General features: G+C 64.8%; 23 protein-coding genes. 13 read left to right on the top strand and 10 right to left on the bottom strand.

Annotation, left to right across the window (positions count from 1 at the left end; genetic code table 11):
- Positions 1-206 precede the first annotated feature (206 nt).
- Genes EOD29_RS18200 through EOD29_RS18190 form a run of 3 tightly spaced genes read left to right on the top strand, consistent with a single transcriptional unit; the run spans position 207 to position 3,654 of the window.
- Entirely contained in the window at positions 207-905 is a 699-nt protein-coding gene (locus tag EOD29_RS18200) for a response regulator transcription factor (RefSeq protein ID WP_067323595.1), read from the top strand.
- A complete protein-coding gene (locus EOD29_RS18195) occupies positions 893-2,464 on the top strand; it encodes a HAMP domain-containing sensor histidine kinase (RefSeq protein ID WP_127215298.1) in 1,572 nt (523 codons plus the stop codon). Before EOD29_RS18200 ends, EOD29_RS18195 begins: the two co-directional genes overlap by 13 nt.
- A gap of 23 nt (positions 2,465-2,487) precedes the next feature.
- Positions 2,488-3,654: an FAD-binding oxidoreductase gene (locus EOD29_RS18190; protein WP_127247372.1), complete on the top strand. Its 1,167-nt coding sequence runs from the start codon at positions 2,488-2,490 to the stop codon at positions 3,652-3,654.
- Here EOD29_RS18190 and EOD29_RS18185 read toward each other — a convergent pair.
- From EOD29_RS18185 to EOD29_RS18165, 5 genes are all read right to left on the bottom strand, one after another.
- A complete protein-coding gene (locus tag EOD29_RS18185; protein WP_127247371.1) occupies positions 3,573-4,382 on the bottom strand; it encodes a DUF72 domain-containing protein in 810 nt (269 codons plus the stop codon). The genes EOD29_RS18190 and EOD29_RS18185 overlap by 82 nt on opposite strands.
- Before the next feature lie 42 nt (positions 4,383-4,424).
- Positions 4,425-4,913 carry an SRPBCC domain-containing protein gene (locus EOD29_RS18180; RefSeq protein ID WP_067323600.1) on the bottom strand — a complete coding sequence of 163 codons (489 nt, stop codon included), beginning with the start codon at positions 4,911-4,913 and terminating at the stop codon, positions 4,425-4,427.
- A gap of 34 nt (positions 4,914-4,947) precedes the next feature.
- A complete protein-coding gene (locus EOD29_RS18175) occupies positions 4,948-5,397 on the bottom strand; it encodes an SRPBCC family protein (RefSeq protein ID WP_066991633.1) in 450 nt (149 codons plus the stop codon).
- Positions 5,394-5,714, bottom strand: coding sequence for a metalloregulator ArsR/SmtB family transcription factor (locus EOD29_RS18170; RefSeq protein ID WP_095782759.1), 321 nt, complete (start codon positions 5,712-5,714; stop codon positions 5,394-5,396). Before EOD29_RS18170 ends, EOD29_RS18175 begins: the two co-directional genes overlap by 4 nt.
- A 75-nt stretch (positions 5,715-5,789) precedes the next feature.
- On the bottom strand, positions 5,790-6,215 hold the full coding sequence (locus tag EOD29_RS18165) for a GNAT family N-acetyltransferase (RefSeq protein WP_067323604.1): 426 nt from the start codon (positions 6,213-6,215) through the stop codon (positions 5,790-5,792).
- 159 nt (positions 6,216-6,374) lie between these two features.
- On the opposite strand from EOD29_RS18165, the gene leuD reads away from it, so the two are divergent.
- The 6 genes from leuD (at position 6,375) to EOD29_RS18135 (ending at position 10,673) form a co-directional block, all read left to right on the top strand.
- Positions 6,375-6,980, top strand: coding sequence for a 3-isopropylmalate dehydratase small subunit (gene leuD / locus EOD29_RS18160; RefSeq protein ID WP_066991643.1), 606 nt, complete (start codon positions 6,375-6,377; stop codon positions 6,978-6,980).
- Positions 6,981-7,053: 73 nt separating this feature from the next.
- Complete coding sequence (locus tag EOD29_RS18155) at positions 7,054-8,001, top strand: hypothetical protein (protein ID WP_127247370.1); 948 nt, start codon at positions 7,054-7,056, stop codon at positions 7,999-8,001.
- 127 nt (positions 8,002-8,128) lie between these two features.
- Positions 8,129-8,512 (top strand): RidA family protein, encoded by a 384-nt coding sequence (locus tag EOD29_RS18150; protein WP_127247369.1) that lies wholly within the window; start codon positions 8,129-8,131, stop codon positions 8,510-8,512.
- A 62-nt stretch (positions 8,513-8,574) separates the two neighbouring features.
- Positions 8,575-8,928: a VOC family protein gene (locus EOD29_RS18145; protein WP_066991913.1), complete on the top strand. Its 354-nt coding sequence runs from the start codon at positions 8,575-8,577 to the stop codon at positions 8,926-8,928.
- 138 nt (positions 8,929-9,066) lie between these two features.
- Complete coding sequence (gene leuB / locus EOD29_RS18140; protein WP_095825148.1) at positions 9,067-10,170, top strand: 3-isopropylmalate dehydrogenase; 1,104 nt, start codon at positions 9,067-9,069, stop codon at positions 10,168-10,170.
- 5 nt (positions 10,171-10,175) lie between these two features.
- Complete coding sequence (locus EOD29_RS18135; RefSeq protein WP_066991656.1) at positions 10,176-10,673, top strand: GNAT family N-acetyltransferase; 498 nt, start codon at positions 10,176-10,178, stop codon at positions 10,671-10,673.
- Here the strand turns inward: EOD29_RS18135 and EOD29_RS18130 are convergent.
- The gene (locus EOD29_RS18130; protein WP_067323612.1) at positions 10,663-11,370 is read right to left on the bottom strand and encodes a DUF805 domain-containing protein; all 708 of its coding nucleotides are present in this window, start codon (positions 11,368-11,370) and stop codon (positions 10,663-10,665) included. The two genes, EOD29_RS18135 and EOD29_RS18130, sit on opposite strands and share 11 nt — an antisense overlap.
- Positions 11,371-11,517: 147 nt before the next feature.
- Here EOD29_RS18130 and EOD29_RS18125 point away from each other — a divergent pair, with 147 nt between their 5' ends.
- Both EOD29_RS18125 and EOD29_RS18120 read left to right on the top strand, forming a co-directional pair.
- Positions 11,518-12,927: a glycosyltransferase gene (locus EOD29_RS18125; RefSeq protein WP_127247368.1), complete on the top strand. Its 1,410-nt coding sequence runs from the start codon at positions 11,518-11,520 to the stop codon at positions 12,925-12,927.
- A 285-nt stretch (positions 12,928-13,212) separates the two neighbouring features.
- Entirely contained in the window at positions 13,213-14,247 is a 1,035-nt protein-coding gene (locus EOD29_RS18120) for an aspartate-semialdehyde dehydrogenase (protein WP_127247367.1), read from the top strand.
- A 246-nt stretch (positions 14,248-14,493) separates the two neighbouring features.
- On the opposite strand, the gene EOD29_RS18115 is transcribed toward EOD29_RS18120, so the two are convergent.
- The gene (locus EOD29_RS18115; RefSeq protein ID WP_127247366.1) at positions 14,494-14,901 is read right to left on the bottom strand and encodes an ACT domain-containing protein; all 408 of its coding nucleotides are present in this window, start codon (positions 14,899-14,901) and stop codon (positions 14,494-14,496) included.
- Between the two features lie 141 nt (positions 14,902-15,042).
- Here EOD29_RS18115 and EOD29_RS18110 point away from each other — a divergent pair, with 141 nt between their 5' ends.
- Positions 15,043-15,453, top strand: a complete 411-nt coding sequence (locus EOD29_RS18110; RefSeq protein ID WP_067323620.1) for a DoxX family protein — start codon at positions 15,043-15,045, stop codon at positions 15,451-15,453.
- 235 nt (positions 15,454-15,688) lie between these two features.
- Positions 15,689-15,952: a YMGG-like glycine zipper-containing protein gene (locus tag EOD29_RS18105; RefSeq protein WP_066991674.1), complete on the top strand. Its 264-nt coding sequence runs from the start codon at positions 15,689-15,691 to the stop codon at positions 15,950-15,952.
- 76 nt (positions 15,953-16,028) lie between these two features.
- On the opposite strand, the gene rpsP is transcribed toward EOD29_RS18105, so the two are convergent.
- The 3 genes from rpsP to ffh all read right to left on the bottom strand — a co-directional run bounded on the left by rpsP (position 16,029) and on the right by ffh (position 18,461).
- Complete coding sequence (rpsP, locus tag EOD29_RS18100) at positions 16,029-16,430, bottom strand: 30S ribosomal protein S16 (protein ID WP_066991677.1); 402 nt, start codon at positions 16,428-16,430, stop codon at positions 16,029-16,031.
- Positions 16,431-16,537: 107 nt separating this feature from the next.
- A complete protein-coding gene (locus tag EOD29_RS18095; protein WP_066991680.1) occupies positions 16,538-16,864 on the bottom strand; it encodes a chorismate mutase in 327 nt (108 codons plus the stop codon).
- A gap of 7 nt (positions 16,865-16,871) precedes the next feature.
- Positions 16,872-18,461, bottom strand: coding sequence for a signal recognition particle protein (ffh, locus tag EOD29_RS18090; protein ID WP_127216091.1), 1,590 nt, complete (start codon positions 18,459-18,461; stop codon positions 16,872-16,874).
- Positions 18,462-18,585 lie beyond the last annotated feature (124 nt).

Here is an 18,585-nt window from a genome sequence, read left to right as displayed (position 1 = left end):
CGAGCCGCAGAGGCCGCGCATCACGGCGGTCATGCTTCCTTTCATCCCAAGATCACGGCTGCGGCATGCGATGCGAGCGGCGGCGCTCGGGACGGTTCGGTCTTGACGCCAGCTTTCACGACTGGCGGCCTTTGCGCGCTCTCGACAAGCACTGCCCGCTTGCTAATCCTGTCATGACAAACCGTATTCAGCGAGCTGCCGATTCCATGCCGCACAACATCCTCGTCGCCGACGACGATCCGCATATCCGCGAGATCATCTGCTTCGCGCTGGAAAAGGCCGGCATGAAGACGGCCGCCGTCGCCGACGGCGCCGCCGCGCTGCAAGCGGTCGAGCGCCGCGCGCCCGACCTCATCGTGCTCGACATCGGCATGCCGGAGATGGACGGGCTGGAGGTCTGCCGCAGGCTGCGGCAGCGCTCCGACGTGCCGGTGCTGTTCCTGTCGGCCCGCGATGAAGAAATCGACCGTATCCTCGGCCTTGAAATGGGCGGCGACGACTATGTGACGAAACCGTTCAGCCCACGCGAGCTGGTTGCCCGCGTCAACGTCATCCTGCGGCGGGCGCGCCCGGCGGTGGTGGAGGAAGACGCCGACGACCGTCAGTTCGCGCATGGCAAGCTCGTGCTGGTTCCGGCAAGTCATGCTGCGAGCTTTGAAGGCAAGCCGCTCACCCTAACAGCGATCGAGTTCGCGATTCTGAAAGGTTTTCTTGGCCGCCCGCAGCATGTGCTTGGCCGCGATGCGGTGATGGCCAATGCCTACCAATCCAACATCCATGTCTCGGAACGCACGGTCGACAGCCATATCCGCAACATCCGCGCCAAGTTGGCGGCGGTCGGCTGTTCGGATGCGATCGCGACCGTGCATGGCGTCGGCTTCCGGCTCGGCCGATGCGGTGGCTGAGCAAGGAGAAATGGCGGCCCAGGCTCGCCACCGTGGTCGTCGCCATCCTGATCGTGGTGATGGCGCTGCCGCTGGTCGGCCTGTTCTTCTTCCGGCTCTATGAAAACCAGCTGATCCGCCAGACCGAGGGCGAGCTCATCGCACAGGGCGCGGTGATTGCCGCCGTCTATGCCGATGCGGTGCGCGCGGCCGGCATTGCACCGGAACGGTTGGGAACGCCGATCTCGGCGGATCCGGCAAGGGACAATAATTACCCCTATCAGCCGATCGAGCCGCAGCTCGACCTTGCCTCCGACAATGTCATGCCGTCGCGACCGGCGGCCGTTCCCGCCACCGCCGATCCGGACTTCGCGGCCATAGGCGCAAAGCTCGACGGCATTCTGGACGAGGCGCAGAAGACAACGCTTGCCGGCTTCCGGCTGCTCGATCCGCATGGCGTGGTGATTGCCGGCGGCGGTGAGGTCGGACAGTCTTTCGTTGCGGTCGAGGAGGTGCGGCAGGCGCTCGCAGGCGCCTATGCAAGCGAGCTTCGCCTGCGGATCCCCGACCAGCCGCCGCCGCCGCTCTATTCGGTGAGTCGCGGCACCAAGGTGCGCGTCTTCGTCGCCTTGCCGGTCGAGCTCGACGGCAGGGTCGCCGGCGTGGTCTATATGTCGCGGACGCCGAACAACATCGTGAAACATCTCTATGGCGAGCGCGGCAAGGTCACGCTCGCGGCGATCGCGATTCTCGGCGGCACGCTGCTGATCGCGCTGGTGTTCATCCGCACCGTCAGCCGGCCGATCTACGCGCTGATCGAGCGCACCAAACGCATCGCCGCCGGCGACCGCGAGGCAATGCGGCCGCTCGCCCATCACGGCACGCGCGAGATGGCGGCGCTGTCGGCCGCCTTCCTCGACATGGCGCAAAAACTCCAGGCGCGCTCCGACAGCATCCAGACCTTCGCCACCCATGTCTCGCATGAGCTGAAATCGCCGCTGACGGCGATCCAGGGCGCGGCCGAGCTGCTCAGGGATTCCGGCGGGACGATGGACGAGGACGAGCGACGGCGTTTTTCCAACAACATCGTCACCGATGCCGGGAGGCTCAATCTCTTGGTGCGCCGGCTGCTCGAACTGGCGCGCGCGGAAAACCTGGCGCCGAGCGGCGAAAGCACGACAATCGGCGCGGCGCTGGCGCTGCTGCCGGTCGACGCCAGGCTGGAGGTACGCGTCGAATCGGGCAGCGATATCGGCCTCGGCATCTCGGGCGAGAATCTCGCGATCGTGCTCGCCAACCTCGTCGACAATTCCGCACGGCACGGCGCGAAGCAGGTGACGGTCGGCGCCGAAAAGGCGGGCGAAAGGGTGGCCCTCCACGTCGACGACGACGGCGGCGGCATTTCGGCGGCCAATCGCGCAAGAATATTCGAGCCGTTCTTCACCACAAGACGCGAGGCCGGCGGCACCGGCATGGGCCTCGGCATCGTGCTGGCCCTCCTGAAAGCGCATGATGGCACGATAACGCTGGTTGACTCCGAACGCGGCGCGCGCTTCGAGATCAATTTGCCGGTCGCGTGAGGACCGGTGAATCGGAGAACAAAGTGCGTTACGACATCGTCATCATCGGCGGCGCCATCGTCGGGTCCTCGGTCGCCTACTATCTGCGCGAAGAAGGTTTTACCGGCTCCATCGCGCTGATCGAGCGCGATCCGCAATTCTCGCAAGCGGCGACGACGCTGTCCCTGGCCTCGATCCGCCAGCAATTTTCCATTCCTGAAAACATCCGCCTGTCGCAATTCACGCTGAAGCTGTTCCGGCGACTGAAAGAGACTTTCGGCGCCGATGCCGATATCGGCTTTCGCGAGGGCGGCTATCTGATCCTCGCCGGCGAGGCGGGGCTGCCGATCCTCAAGGCCAATCACGAGGCGCAGATCGCCGAAGGCGCCGATATCGTGCTGGAGGATGCAGGCCAGCTCGCCCGCCGCTTCTCCTGGCTTTCAACCGAAGGCATTTCCGCGGGCGCCTATGGCCGCGGCGGCGAGGGCTGGTTCGACGCGCATGCGCTGCTGATGCTGTTCCGTAAGGCGCTGCGCGAGAGGAGGATCGACTTTATCACCGCGTCGGTCACCGGTATCGCGCGCCAGGGCAGTCGCGTCACCGGCGTCGCCCTCGACAATGGCGAGACGCTGGAGGCGGGTATCATCGTCAATGCCGCCGGTCCGAACGCCGGCAAGGTGGCCGCCCTTGCGGGGCTCGCGCTGCCGGTCGAGCCGCGCAAGCGCAACGTCTTCGTCTTCGAGGCACGGGAAAAATATGCCGACATGCCGCTGCTGGTCGATCCCTCCGGCATCTATGTGCGGCCGGAAGGCTCGGTCTATCTCACCGGCGGCGCCGAGCCGGAGGAAGGCGACCATGCACCCGATCCAAACGATTTCGAGGTCGAGTGGCCGCTGTTCGAGGACGTGATCTGGCCGACTTTAGCCACCCGCGTCCCAGCCTTCGAGGCGATCAAGCCGACGCGCGCCTGGGTCGGGCATTATGATTACAACACGCTCGACCAGAACGCGGTTATCGGGCCGCATCCGAAGGTGGAAAACTTCCTCTTCGCCAACGGCTTCTCCGGCCATGGCCTGCAGCAGGCGCCGGCGGTGGGCAAGGCGCTCTCGGAACTCATCGTGCATGGCGGCTATCGGACGATCGATTGCACGGCGTTCGGATATGAGCGCGTCGCGGCGGGGCGGGCGTTCAGGGAATTGAACGTCATCTGACGCATAATCGCATCGACCGCCAGCGCGTTGCCGAGCGCATGCCCGCGCGCCGTATTGTCGAAAATGCACCACACCTCGGTGGCTGAGGCGCCCGCGTCGGCGAGCTGGGCGCTGATTTCCAGCAGCCGGCCGGCGTCGTAGTCCGAAAAATAGACATGCGGCGCGCCGTGAAAGCGGAAATAGGCGAGCTCATGCCAGCCGCCGGGCGCGGAAGCGGCGGGAACTGAGGCAGGGTCCGCCGCCACGCGCCCGACGCGGAGGCGGCTCAGCAAAGCGTCTGCTCCCGGCTCGAACCAACTGGCGTGACGCGGTTCGCAGACCAAGCGGCAGTCGGTCTTGTCGTGCAACAAAGCGAAGAACTTTTTGGCTATCTGCCTGTCGAATTGCAGACTGGGCGGCAGCTGGACCAAGAGGGCGGACAGCTTCTCACCGAGACCTCCGACCTCGCCCATGAAAGCATCCAGAAGATCATGGCAATCTATGAGGCGGCGCTCATGAGTCGCGGCTTTGGGCACTTTAACGGAGAACCGAAAATGATCCGGGACCGAGCACGCCCAGCGCTCATAGGTTTCGCGCTGATGCGGTTTGTAGAAGGAGGAGTTGATCTCCACGACAGGAAGACGCGAAGCGTAACGCTCCAATTGCGAGCCCGTCGCCGGAACAGAGGACCTGTGCGCTGCCGGTATGGTCCATCCGGCTGTTCCGACAAAAGGTTTGTTTTCGGCCATGTCGACAATCTGGACAGGCGCGCCTGCAGGTCAAGGTGGGGCTCAGGCGGCGAGGCGGCAGCCCAGATGTGCCTGTAGCCAGCCGAGCACGCGCGCCCAGCCTTCGGCGTGCTCCGCCGCGGCGTCCGGGAAGCCGGCGAAGCCGCCATGGCAGACGGTGAGCCGCGTGCCGGCAGAGGTCGGTTCCAGCAGATAGGCAACTGTCGTTTCGTGACGGCCGAGCGTCGGGTGATCCCAATCGTAGCGCCTCGTCTGCACGACCCTGCGCCCCGTCTCGATCTCGAGGAAGCTGCCGCTGGCGGGCAGGGTCCTGCCGTCGGCCGTCCTCACGATGACGCGCCACGATCCGCCGACGCGCAGATCGGCGGCCCAGCCGATCATCCGGTAGGTCTCGGCCGACCCCCACCAGCGCTCGACGTCGCTGGTGAGAAGCGCGGTGACGACTTGTTGCGGCGAAGCGGGAAGTTCCGCCGAAGCCATGACCGTCTCGGTGTTCGCCATGGCGCGCGGCCAGCCATGCGGCAGTATCATTGCCAACCTCCTCCGCGGCCGTTCAATACCTGGTTCAGACCTTCGATGGCGGGCGCTCGAAACCCTTGCCGGTCTCCAGCAGGCTCTTGAGGCTCGCCAGCACCAGCGGCCAGCCCTTGGACACGTTCGGAATCAGCCGGTGCGGGCCGTCGGCCTCGTGGGTGACGGCAAGCTTCATCAGCTCGCCGTCCTTTTCGATGGTGAAGGTACAGCGCGTGTAGCCGTCTTCCTTCACCTCGGGCAGCCATTCGTTGCGCCATTTGATGACCAGACGCCGGGGCGGATCGATCTCGAGGATCTCGCCCGAGTCGGCCACGCGGCCGTCCGGGAAGATCAGCTTCCAGCTCGAACCCACCTTCCAGTCGCTCTCCTGGTAGGAGCAGAGGAAGAACTGCCGGTTGAACTCCGGATCGGTCAGCGCCGTCCAAAGCTTTTCGGGCGTGGTGCGGATGTAGGTGACGTAGACGAAAGTGTTGTCGCTCACGGCTCTTCCCTTTCAAGTCGTTTCTTCAGGTCGCTCAAGGCATCCAGCCGATGGCGCTCGAATTTGCCGATCCAGCGCTCGGCGATCTCGTTGATCGGCACGGGGTTGAGGTAATGCTCCTTCTCGCGGCCGCGGCGAACGGTGGCGACAAGGTTCGCCTCCTCGAGAATTGCCAGGTGTTTGGTCACCGCCTGGCGCGTCATGTCCATCCGTTCGCAGAGCGCGTTCAGCGTCTGTCCGTTCCTGGCATAAAGGCTGTCCAGCAATTGCCGGCGGGTCGGGTCGGCCAAGGCGCGAAAGACGGCATCCATGCTCATGGCTTTAATATGCAACCAACTGGTTGCATATCAAGCGTTGCGACAGGTCGAGCGATCACTTGCCGGTGAATGGCGTCAGCGCTTGCGGGAGAACCAGAAGGCGTCGGGCATGCGTTTCATGCCGATGCGCTCGTAGAAGCCGACGGCGTCGGGCATCGAGATCAGGCTGATGGCGACGGACGTGCCGAGCTGGCGGCGTGCCTCGTCCATCAGGCCTTTGCCGATGCCGAGCCCCTGCGCCGAAGCCGATACGGCGAGCTCGGAGATATAACACACCCAGGAGAAGTCCGTGACGCCGCGCGCGACGCCGAGAAGCGGCCTGCCGTCGACATCGAGCCGTGCCGTCAGCACCAGATTGGCATTGCCGAGCATCGCCTTCAGTCGAGCTTCGTCGTCGACCGGCCGTGTTTCGCCGAGGCCGGATTCCACCAGCACGCGGCGGAATTCGCCGACATCGAGCGTGGGCTCGCTTGCGTAAAGGACCTTCGAAGTCGGCGTCATGCAGCCAAGGTGCCCGATCGGCCGGGATTTTGAAAGCAGCCGATCCCGATCTTGTGTTCGATCGCCCAAGCCACACGACAACAGTTGCCTTTCATTTGCCGCCGGCTTTGTGTAAAGCCGTGCGCAAAATTCCCCGCAGAGAGAAGACGGGTAAGGACCATGGACAAATTCACCAAGCTCACCGGCGTCGCGGCGCCCATGCCGATCGTCAACGTCGATACCGACATGATCATCCCGAAGGATTATCTGAAGACGATCAAGCGCACCGGGCTTGGCACCGGCCTGTTCGCCGAGATGCGCTACAAGGACGACGGCTCGGAGAACCCGGATTTCGTGCTCAACAAGCCGGCCTATCGCAAGGCGCAGATCCTGGTCGCCGGCGACAATTTCGGCTGCGGCTCGAGCCGCGAGCACGCGCCCTGGGCGCTGCTCGATTTCGGCATTCGCTGCGTCATCTCGACGTCGTTCGCCGATATTTTCTACAACAATTGCTTCAAGAACGGCATCCTGCCGATCACGGTCAGCCCGGAAGACCTCGACAAGCTGATGGACGACGCCTCGCGCGGTTCCAACGCCACGCTGTCGATCGACCTCGAAGCCAAGGAGATCCGCGGCCCGGATGGCGGCGTGGTCAAGTTCGATCTCGACGACTTCAAGCGTCACTGCCTCTTGAACGGCCTCGACGATATCGGGCTGACCATGGAGAAGGCCGGCGCCATCGCGTCCTTCGAGAAGAAGAACGCCGAGCTGCGCCCCTGGGCCTGAACGGCTGAGGCACTTGTGATAGATAGCCCGGCCGCAAGCGGCCGGGTTCGTGTGGCTGAACGGAGGGACAGTCATGACACGCCCGCTTCTGGCCGGCGCCTGCGCCTTGGCGGCGATCCTTCTGGCGGTGTCCAGGGCGACCGCGGCGCCGCAGGCGCCCGCGCCTTCCGACCAGCCCGCCGCCGATCAAGGGGCGGCCGATCAAGGGGCGGCCGATCAAGGCGCATCGAGCACTTCTGACGCCGCTCCCGCCGACACCGACAAACAGGCGCCGATCCCGTTCGAGGACGGCCAGCTCACCATCACGCAGCCGGAGCAGGACGGCGAGAAGATGCTCGCCTATGACGGCAAGCAGCTGGCCAGCAATTACGACGTCTCCTTCGACAGGATCGTCAAGATCGGCGACGTCAACGTGGCGCTGGTCGATGTCGGCGACGGCGGCAACCAGTGCGGCCCGGCCAAGGTCATCGTCTGGAAACCGAAGGACGGCGGGATCCGGACCACGACGGTCGAGCAGGACGAATGCGGCGCGCCGCCGGCCGCGGTTTCCGACGACGCCATCTATTTTGTGCCTTTCCTGCTGCCCGGAGCAACCAAGCCGGCCTTGCAATGGTCGCCGACCGAGGGGCTGACGACCTCCGGAAACCTGACCTACACGCCGGAACCCGGCACCGACTGGAAGGACGTCGATGCGTCGAAATACGACAACATCATCGACGCGTTCCATAACGAAGCGGTCTACAAGGCGGCGCAGGCGCTGCTGGGCGACGATATGCCCGACATGGCGACCAGCCTGCTGGTCGGCGACGGCACCGAAAAGACCGCTTCCGGCGCCTTCTATGCCACCGGCTGCGTGCCGCATGACTGCGGCGGCAATGACGGCTTCATGGCGGTCGACCCGGTCAAGCACAAGGTCTATTTCGCCCGCCGCGGCCAAAATGGCGAGCCGGATGCCTGGCCGCCGGTAAAGGACTGGCCGGCGGATATCAAGAAGGCCTATGACGACGCGGAGGGGAATTAGCCCGAGCGTCAATTGCCAGGTTGCGTCCTTCGCGCCTCCCCGCTGTCCCGCCGGCATCGCGTTGTCTGGCTCACGACTGGGCTGTGGATGCGTTTCAGAATGACCTAACAAATCCTGCGAGGCCCCCATGCGCAAGCTGATCTCCACCGGTTCCCCCTTCGAGAAAACCGCCGGCTATTCGCGCGCGGTGGTGCAGGGCGACTGGTGTTTCGTCTCCGGAACGACCGGCTACGACTATGCCACGATGACGATGCCCGACACGGTCGAGGCGCAGACGCGCAATTGTCTTGCCACTATCGCCAAGGCCCTTGCCGACGGTGGCTTCGACATGGCCGATGTGGTGCGGGCGCATTACTATATTACCGACCAGGCCTATGTTGACGTGGTCTTCCCGATCCTCGGCGAGGCGTTCGGGGACATCCGCCCGGCGGCGACGATGATCGTCTGCCAGCTCAACAAGCCGGAGATGAAGATCGAGATCGAGGTGACGGCGCTCAGGCGCACTCTCTGAGGCCTGTCGCCCAGGCTGCGAAGCGGCTGGGCACAACGACGGCGTGGAGCGAGGAGCGGCCCATGGTCAAGGTCAGACGCATCGTCGCCAATATCGAAACGCCCGACATTGCGGCGGCAAAGCGCTTCTATCAGGGCGTGCTTGGCCTCGATCAGCTCATGGATATGGGCTGGATCGCCACGTACGGCTCCCAGCAGACCATGGCCGTCCAGATCAGCTTCATGTCGCAAGGCGGGTCGGGCACGCCGGTGCCGGACCTCTCGATCGAGGTCGACGATGTCGATGATGCGCTGGACCGCATGCGCAAGGCTGGCTTTGCCGTCGAATACGGCCCGGCCGACGAGCCCTGGGGCGTGCGGCGCTTCTATGTGCGCGATCCGTTCGGGCGGCTGGTGAATATCCTGTCGCATCGGTGATGGCGCGCCTACCGGCCTCTTGCGAGATGCTGGCAGGGCAGAGGGGGTGTGAAGGATCTCGAGGCTCGTCCCCTTGCGCACAGCCCGCCCGGCGTTTAGCAAGGCCGCGGTTCAATTCTCTCCCCAGGACGGTTCTCCATGGCTTCGAAAAATCTCTTCCTGCTCGCCGGCGACGGCATCGGCCCCGAGGCCATGGCCGAAGTGAAGAAGTTGATCGCGGCCATGAACGCGAAGCTCGGCAGCGGCTTTGCCACCGACGAGGGGCTGGTCGGCGGATGCGCTTACGACGCGCATGGCGCGGCGATCTCCGATGCCGACATGGAAAAGGCTGTTGCTGCGGATGCCGTGCTGTTCGGCGCCGTCGGCGGGCCGAAATGGGACAAGGTGCCCTACGAGGTGCGCCCCGAGGCCGGCCTGCTGCGCCTGCGCAAGGACATGGAGCTGTTCGCCAACCTGCGTCCGGCTATCTGCTATCCGGCTCTGGCCACCTCCTCCTCGCTCAAGCAGGAGGTGGTCGAGGGCCTCGACATCTTGATCGTGCGCGAGCTCACCGGCGGCGTCTATTTCGGCGAGCCGAAGCAGATCATCGACCTCGGCAACGGCCAGAAGCGCGGCATCGACACCCAGGTCTACGACACGTTCGAGATCGAGCGTATCTCCGGCGTCGCTTTCGAGCTGGCACGCACGCGCAAGAACCATGTCACCTCGATGGAAAAGCGCAACGTCATGAAGTCGGGCGTGCTGTGGAACGAGGTGGTCACCCAGACGCATCAGGCGAAATATGCCGACGTCAAGCTCGACCACATGCTGGCCGATGCCGGCGGCATGCAGCTGGTGCGCTGGCCAAAACAGTTCGACGTCATCGTCACCGACAATCTGTTCGGCGACATGCTCTCGGACATCGCCGCCATGCTCACCGGCTCGATCGGCATGCTGCCGTCGGCCTCGCTCGGCGCGCCGGACGTCAAGACCAAGAAGCGCAAGGCGCTCTACGAGCCGGTGCACGGCTCGGCGCCCGACATCGCCGGCAAGGGCGTCGCCAATCCGATCGCCATGATCGCCTCCTTCGCCATGTGCCTGCGCTATTCCTTCGGCATGACGGTGGAAGCCGACAAGCTCGAAGCGGCGATCGCCGCCGTGCTCGACGACGGCCTGCGCACCAAGGACATCATGTCCGAGGGCATGACCGAGGTCGGCACCACCGAGATGGGCGACGCCATCATCGCCAAGTTCCAGGGCTGATCCCCATGGCAGAGGCGGCGGTCGACGTCCGCTGGGCGACGACCGAAGACGCCGAGGCGCTCGCCACCGTGCTTTGCGCAATGGCGGCGCATTATCGGCAGTCACCGCTCGACCATGCCCGGGCGACGGCCACGGCAAAGCAGTGGCTCGGCGAGGAAAGCCCGGCCTATCCGCATTTCGCGCTGGCCTTCGCCGGTGGCGAGGTGGCCGGCCTGGCCTCGGTCGCGATCGCGCATCCGGGCATCGATCTCGACCGGCTGATGTTCTTGAAAGACCTGTTCGTACGCCAAGAGGCACGAAACGCGGGAGTGGGTGAGGCGCTGATCGGGTTTCTCGCCGGCTATTGCCTCGACAAGCGCATTGGCCGCATCGACCTCACCGCCGAGGACTGGAACGAGGGTGCGCTGCGCTTCTACGAGCGGCTCGGCGCCGAACGCCACGGCCAGAAGATCTTCCTCAGGCTGTCGGGCGAGGCACTAAGGACGGCGGCCGTCAGAATCTAACTCCGCCCGGCACCGGCCCCCACTTGTTGTCGCCGGCCTGGGTCGGGATCAGGCCGAAGACCAGGGTGGCGAGCCAGCCGACATAAGGCACGAAGCAGAGGATGGCGAGCCAGCCGGTCAGGCCGAGATCATGCAAGCGGCGCACGATGAGCGCGACCCACGGCAGGAACGTGAGCAGGACGTAAAGACCGAGCAGGCTGAACATGACGACCGGCTCATCGCCGCCGCCCTCGACGTTGCCGCGCGACAGGTCTGCGGAGAAGCCGACGCCGATGGCGACGACAAGACCGATCGTCCAGAACAGGCAAAAGCCCCAGAACTCCTTGCGCCGGGCGCGGCCGGAGAAGTTGACGTAGTTCGTCGACACGCCACGCCAGAAATAGCTCCAGAGGCCGGTCGATTCCACCGTTTCGGCCTCGGCGTCGCGGCCGAAATGCGGCTGCCCCGCAGGCGAACTGCCCGGCAGCGGACGGGCAGGAACTGGAACGGCGTTGTCAACCGGATCGATCATCCGGCCGCGGACCGAGAAGACATTGCCGGCACGTTCGCCGTTCGGCTGGAACTCGACCTGGGCTCCCCTGGCAAGCGTTGTCTCGCGACGCAGTTCCTCGCGCGCGAAACTGTAGCGCCTGCCGTCGGCGCCGCTGATGAAGCCGAAGCCCTGGTGCTCGTCATAGTGAAGAACTTCGCCACGCATCAGATCCCCCCGAGCGTCGAATTCTTTCCCTTTGCTCGATTTGACATGAGCGCCGGCCGGCGGGCAAGAGCGATGGCGTTCAGCCGGCTATCTTAGAGGCGGCAAATCGGGATAGAAGCCGCAAGTCGCCTCACAGACCGCGAAGCAATGGCCCGGAAGGACTCGATACTGCTGCCAGAAGCGGCCGACGCTCCCGGCGGCCAAAGACGGAAAATCTGCATCGACGCGACCGGCCTGCTCGCCTGGCGCGGCGCGCTGGCCGGCATCCAGCGGCTGGAAGACTTCATGGTCAGGGCAGCGCTCGCCGATCCCGACCCGGATGTCGAGGTGGTGACGCTCGATTTCTCCAGCCATCGTTTCCGGCCGCTCGAAAAATTCGAAGTCGAGCAGTTGGGCGTCAGCGAGATCGCGCCGTTCCGGCAGCGGCCACGACTGCAAGCCACTGCCGCGCTGCGGCAGGGGTTCGAAGCGGTGCGGCGCCATCCAATGGCCAAGAGTGAAGCCGATCGCCAGCTTGCGGGAATGGTGACGAACGGCCGTCCCGGCTTCACCTTCACGGTGTCGAAGCTGTTGCTGCGGGCCTATCGCTTCTCTAGGCGAGCCCGTCTCTGGGCCGGTTTGCTTCGGGGCGATGCGGCGCAGCCGACGAAGGATGTCGGGCCTCGAACGGTGCTGATCAGCAACCAACTGCTGGTCGGCGAAAAGTTAGCGGCGGTTTGCGCCGGCCCCGACAACATAGCCTTTCTTTGCCACGACATGATCCCGACCATGCGGCCCGACCTTGTCGCCAAGAACAGATGGCAGGCCGCCTTCGGGCCCAATCTCGAACGGCTGGTGCGGTCCGGCGCGGCGGCCTTCTGCACCTCCGAGACCGCGGCGACGATGCTAGGCGATCACATGCGCAAGGCCGGAATAGATCTGCCGGTCGTCCATCGCTTCCCAATGCCGTCGCTGCTGCATGAGAGGGCCGCGCGGCTGAGGATGACGTCGCGGCTCGAGGCTGGCGAGCCCTACATCCTTTATTGCTCGACCATAGAGATCCGGAAGAACCACATCATGCTCGCCCGCATCTGGCAGCAGGCGCTCGACGAAGGCGTTCGGCTGCCGAAGCTCGTCTGCGTCGGCCGCTGGGGCTGGATGGTCGAGGAGCTCAGCGCCTATCTCAAGGCTCATCCGGGACTGAAAGAAAAGATCGTCTTCGCGGGTCCGGTCAGCGACGAGGAGCTTATCGGCTATTATCGAAGTGCCAGCTTCGGCGTTTTTCCCTCGCATATCGAGGGCTGGGGCTATGCCGCTTCGGAGTGTCTGGATTTCGGAGTCCCGGTCATCGTCTCGACCACGCCGTCGCTGATCGAAGCGACCGGCGGCCTGATGCCCGCTGTCGGTTCGACCGACCAGATCGGCTGGTATGGCGCAATCCGACGGATGACAGACGACGGTGCCTGGCGCGATTTGCTGGCCGGCCGTATCGCCGAAGAGCACAGGCCGACATCGCCTGCCGAAAGCTGGGCGGCGATAAAGGCCGGGCTCAAGGCGGCAGCAGCCTGCGCCAATTGACTCTTTACGCAAAGCGCGTAAAAGCCGGCAGCGAACGGGATCGTCTTCAATGCGCGGCCATTTGGCTCTTCTGGCATTCGATGCCCCCAGCCACGACGCACAGCATCGGGCCGGGCGTTTCGACGCGTCCGTCCGTTCTCGCAAAACTACGGCCAAAACCACCACCAAAACGGTGTGATTCCCTTGGCCTAACCACCCTCTCCCGGGTTCGGCCTGGGGGACAGAACCCGCATGAGGCCGGCGGGTTTTCTCCAACAGCCAAGCGGGGAGGGACAGGAGATTTCGATGAGTTTCAAGGTTGCGGTAGTCGGCGCCACGGGCAATGTGGGCCGCGAAATGCTCAACATTCTGGACGAGCGCGGCTTCCCGGCGAGCGAAGTGGTGGCATTGGCCTCGCGGCGCAGCCAGGGCACCGAAGTGTCCTTCGGCGACCGCACGCTGAAGGTCAAGGCGCTCGACACCTACGATTTTTCCGACACCGACATCTGCGTCATGTCGGCCGGCGGCAATGTCTCCAAGGAGTGGTCGCCCAAGATCGGCAAGCAGGGCTGCGTCGTCATCGATAATTCGTCGGCCTTCCGCTACGACCCTGACGTGCCGCTGATCGTGCCGGAAGTGAATCCGGACGCGGTCGAACTCTTCTCGCGCAAGAACATCATCGCCAATCCGAACTGCTCGACGGCGCAGCTCGTCGTGGCGCTGAAGCCGCTGCACGATGTCGCCACCATCAAGCGCGTCGTCGTCGCCACCTACCAGTCGGTCTCCGGCGCCGGCAAGGAAGGCATGGACGAGCTGTTCACGCAAACCCGCGCGATCTTCGTCGCCGACCAGGTCGACGTCAAGAAGTTCACCAAGCGCATCGCCTTCAACGTCATCCCGCATATCGACGTCTTCCTCGACGACGGCTTCACCAAGGAAGAGTGGAAGATGGTCGCCGAGACCAAGAAGATGCTCGATCCTAAGATCAAGCTGACGGCGACCTGCGTGCGCGTGCCGGTGTTCATCGGCCACTCGGAAGCCGTCAACATCGAGTTCGAGAAGCCGATCACCGCCGACGAGGCGCGCGAGATCCTGCGCGAGGCTCCCGGCTGCCAGGTCTTGGACAAACGCGAGAACGGCGGCTACATCACGCCGCTCGAGTCGGCCGGCGAGGACGCCACCTTCATCTCGCGCATCCGCGAGGATTCGACCGTCGATAACGGCCTGTCGATGTGGGTCGTCTCCGACAATCTGCGCAAGGGCGCGGCGCTCAACGCCGTCCAGATCGCCGAGCTGTTGGTCGAGCGGGGCCTGATCCAGCCGAAGAAGAAGGCGGCTTAATTTCGCTCACGGGCGGCACCGCCGCTTCGCGGCTGGCCCTCCGCGAGGGCGCCGGACGACCGGCGGCCCGCGGTCGCGGGCTCGGCCTTCGGCCGTTGGGCTCTCGCTCACGGGCCGCGCGTCGTGGGCGGCCTTCCGCCGATAGCTCTCTTTTCCCCGTTCACGGGAAAGGTCGCGGCAGGAGGATGAGGGTGGCGCCGCAATGGGTGTGACGAGCGATGCCCGCTGCTTCCATGTGCTGAGGCGCTAGCCACTGTTCTCCGCAGCCAGCTGCCGCAGGAGGCCGAGCGCCTCTTCCGTCCGCTCCGCCGGGACAAACAGATGGTCATGATAAAAGGCCGAGACCGGATTGACGCCCATGCCGGCAGCGGCGAGCCGCGTCGTGATCGCGGCCAGAAAGCCGACGGCGTCGAGCGACGAATGGATGTCGAGCGTGATCATCCGGCAGGGGAACGTGCCGGCGAGGCCGGCTAGCTTCGCTTGGTCCTCCGACACGATCAGCGTCAGACCTTCCCGCTCGCGAAACTGCATGACCGGATCAAGACCGTGCGGCACGGCCACACCCGGCGCCAGCGTCGCGAAAACATGGACATCGGGGAGCAGTTTCGGCGTCATCGACGCCAGTAGTCTTTGGAGATTGGTCTCGCCGGTCATTCTCTCTCCTTCGGTCATGCATTCTCACTCAATCATGCGTTCGAAAAAAGCGCACCGGCCCTTGTCGGATCGCCGCCCTGCCCGCCGTCCTTGGCTCGAAACTGGCAAAACAGCCAGGCTCCAACCAAGGAGGGAACACCAATGAGCATTTCAGAAACCGCTCCCGTCTCGAACGGCGCCTTGTGGACCGGGCGCGCGCTTAGCGCCATTGTCATCCTTTTCATGATCTTCGACGGCGTCATCAAGCTGCCGCCGCTGCAGATCGTCACCGAGACGATGGCGCAGCTCGGCTGGCCGGAGGACCCAAACACCGCGCGGCTGCTCGGCATCGTCGGCCTGATCTCGACTGTGCTTTATGCGCTGCCGCGCACGTCCGTGCTCGGCGCCATCCTGCTCACCGCCTATATGGGCGGCGCGATTTCCACGCATGTGCGCATCGGCAACCCGCTGCTTTCGCACACGCTTTTCGGCGTCTATCTCGCTGTTGTCCTGTGGGGCGGGCTCTATCTGCGCGACCCCAGAGTGCGCGCGCTGATCCCGTTCAGCCGCTGAGCCGGTTCGTTCTGGTGATTCCACCGGCTGCGGCGACCGCAAGGCTTCGAAGCCGGGTTGCCAAGCTGCGTTACCGAACGCTAATTCGTGAGCACTCTCAATGCTGTCGAGGCCGGTTGGCGCAACCCGCGCCTGCCTTCGAAACAGCAATATTCGTTCCCTTCGGGATCAAATTAGCCGTTTGCGAGTTAAAGCTTGGCGGCGAGGACGGCGATCCCGTGAGAGAGGAACTGAAATGAAGAAAGCGATTACCATTCTGGTGCTGACGGTGGCGCTGGGCGCCTGTTCGCAGACGGAAAAAGGAGCGGCGATCGGCGGCTTGGGCGGTGCTGCGGTCGGAGCGGCCGTCGCCAATGACCCGGTCGAGGGCGCAGTGGTCGGTGGCGCTGTCGGCGCCGTGGCCGGCGCGTTGATCGGCCGTGCCAGCGAAAGCGGCAAGTGCCGTTATCGGGACCGCTACGGGCGCGTTTATATTGCTCGTTGCCCGTCGGGATATTGAGGTATCGACGGGCCTGACCAAAAGAACGGCGGGGTTGGCCCGCCGTTCTTTTGACCTGTTTTGACCGAGGCCGAGATTACTCGGCGGTCGCGGCTTCCGCCTCGGCGGGTGCTGCGGACGCGGCCGCAACGGCAGCGGCGGCGTCTTCCTGGGCCTTCTTCAGCAGGGCTGCGCGCTCCTGCGCCTTCTTGCCGGGCAGGGCCTTGTTCGGGTTGGAGCGGGCCGGACGCTTGGCGATGCCGGCCTCGTCCAGGAAGCGCAGCACGCGGTCGGTCGGCTGGGCGCCGTGCGAGAGCCAGTGCTTGACGCGGTCGGCATCGACCTTCACGCGTTCGCCGTCCTTCGGCAGCAGCGGGTTCCACGAGCCGAGCGCCTCGATGAAACGGCCGTCGCGCGGCGAACGGGCGTCGGCGACGACGACGTGGTAATAGGGACGCTTCTTCGAGCCCGCACGGGCCAGTCTGATCTTCAGTGCCATTCTTTATCTCCTAACAAGCTCTGAGTTCGTTGATTGGGTTGCGGCTTTGGCCTTGTGCAAGTCGTAATCCCAAGACCGCTGCGCAGTTTGGGCGACATGCACCAGCTTCAGCCGGTTTTCGTCACGCCGTTGTTAGCGGCGATCTGTTCGTGATGCCGGATGACTTCGCGGATGACGAAGTTCAGAAATTTCTCCGCAAAATCCGGATCGAGATGCGCATCCTTCGCCAGTTGGCGCAGGCGGGCGATCTGCTGCTGCTCGCGCGCCGGGTCGGCTGGCGGCAGGCCATGCTCGGCCTTCAGCACGCCGACCGCCTTGGTGCAGCGGAAGCGCTCGGCCAGCATATGAATGAGGGCGGCGTCGATGTTGTCGATCGAAGCGCGGTAGCCCGCCAGAACGGCGCGTGCCTCGGCCATATCCTTCTCCTCGTTCATCGCCCCCTCACTTCTTCTTGCCAAGGCCAGGCAGCCCGCCGCCGCCGAGACCGGGAAGGCCCGGCAGTTTCATGCCGCCGGGCAGGCCCGGCAACCCGCCGCCGGGAAGTCCGCCGGGCAGTCCACCCGGCAGGCCTTTGCCGAGACCGGCAGCCTGGGCCTGCTTCTGCAAGGCCTCCAGCTGCTTCGGGTCCATCTTGGAAAGGTCGGGCATGCCGCCGCCGGGCATCATGCCGCCAAGGCCCATCTTCGAAGCCAGGCCTCCCATCATGCCGCGCATCATGCCGCCGCCTTTGCCCTTGCCGCCCATCGCCTTCATCATGTCGGCCATGCCGCGATGCATCTTCAAGAGCTTGTTGATCTCGGCCGCGTCGGTGCCGGAGCCGGCGGCGATGCGCTTCTTGCGCGAGTGCTTCAAGATATCGGGGTTGGCGCGCTCGGCCTTGGTCATCGAGGAGATGATGGCGAGCTGCCGGCGGAACATCTTGTCGTCGAAGCCGGCCGCGGCGAGCTGGTCCTTCATCTTGCCCATGCCGGGCATCATGCCCATGATGCCGCCCATGCCGCCCATTTTCGACATCTGCTGAAGCTGCGCGGCAAGGTCGTTCAGGTCGAACTTGCCTGACTGCATCTTCTTGGCCATCGCCGCCGCCTGCTCGGCGTCGATGGTCTCGGCGGCCTTCTCGACTAGGCTGACGATGTCGCCCATGCCGAGGATGCGGTCGGCGATGCGCTTGGGGTGGAATTCCTCCAGCCCGTCCATCTTTTCGCCGGTGCCGATCAGCTTGATCGGCTTGCCGGTGACGGCGCGCATCGAAAGCGCGGCGCCGCCGCGGCCGTCGCCGTCCATGCGGGTCAGCACCAGGCCGGTGATGCCGACGCGCTCGTCGAAGCTTTTCGCCAGGTTGACCGCGTCCTGGCCGGTCAGTGAGTCGGCGACCAGCAGGATTTCGTGCGGCGACGACACCTTCTTGATGTCGGCCATCTCGACCATCAGCGGCTCGTCGATATGCGTGCGGCCGGCCGTGTCGAGGATGACGACGTCGTGGCCGCCGAGCTTTGCCGCCTGCACGGCGCGCTTGGCGATATCGACCGGGCTTTGGCCGGCGATGATCGGCAGCGTGGCGACCTTGGTCTGCTCGCCAAGCTGGCGCAGCTGCTCCTGCGCGGCCGGACGCCGCGTGTCGAGCGAGGCCATCAGGATTTTCTTGTTCTGACGCTCGGTCAGCCGCTTGGCAATTTTGGCCGAGGTCGTCGTCTTGCCGGAACCCTGCAGGCCGACCATCATGACGACGACGGGCGCGGGCGCGTTGAGGTCGATAGCGACGCCCTCGGCACCGAGCATATCGACCAGCTCGTCATGGACGATCTTGACGACCATCTGTCCGGGCTTGATCGACTTCAGCACCGCGGCGCCGACCGCCTTCTCGCGCACCTTGTCGGTGAAAGAGCGAACCACCTCGAGCGCCACATCGGCCTCAAGCAGTGCCCGGCGCACCTCGCGCAACGCCGCAGAGACGTCCGCCTCCGACAGCGCACCGCGGCCGGTCAGGCCGTTCAGGATGGAGCCAAGGCGCTCTTGCAGGGACTCAAACATTGATCAGACCGCCGTGCGAGAGCGCCTTGGATTCATGCCGATCGCTGTCGGGCCTGCGGCCCTCCACGCCTCTTGTGCGCTCCTGCAGTGATTCAAACATCTTGCTTCCTTCGATCTCGGTTCA

Origin of the sequence: Mesorhizobium sp. M1A.T.Ca.IN.004.03.1.1, from assembly GCF_003997555.1 — a bacterium.
Lineage (GTDB): Bacteria > Pseudomonadota > Alphaproteobacteria > Rhizobiales > Rhizobiaceae > Mesorhizobium.
The sequence above is the reverse complement of the archived record's forward strand: the minus strand, read 5'-3'. Positions and strand labels throughout refer to the sequence as shown.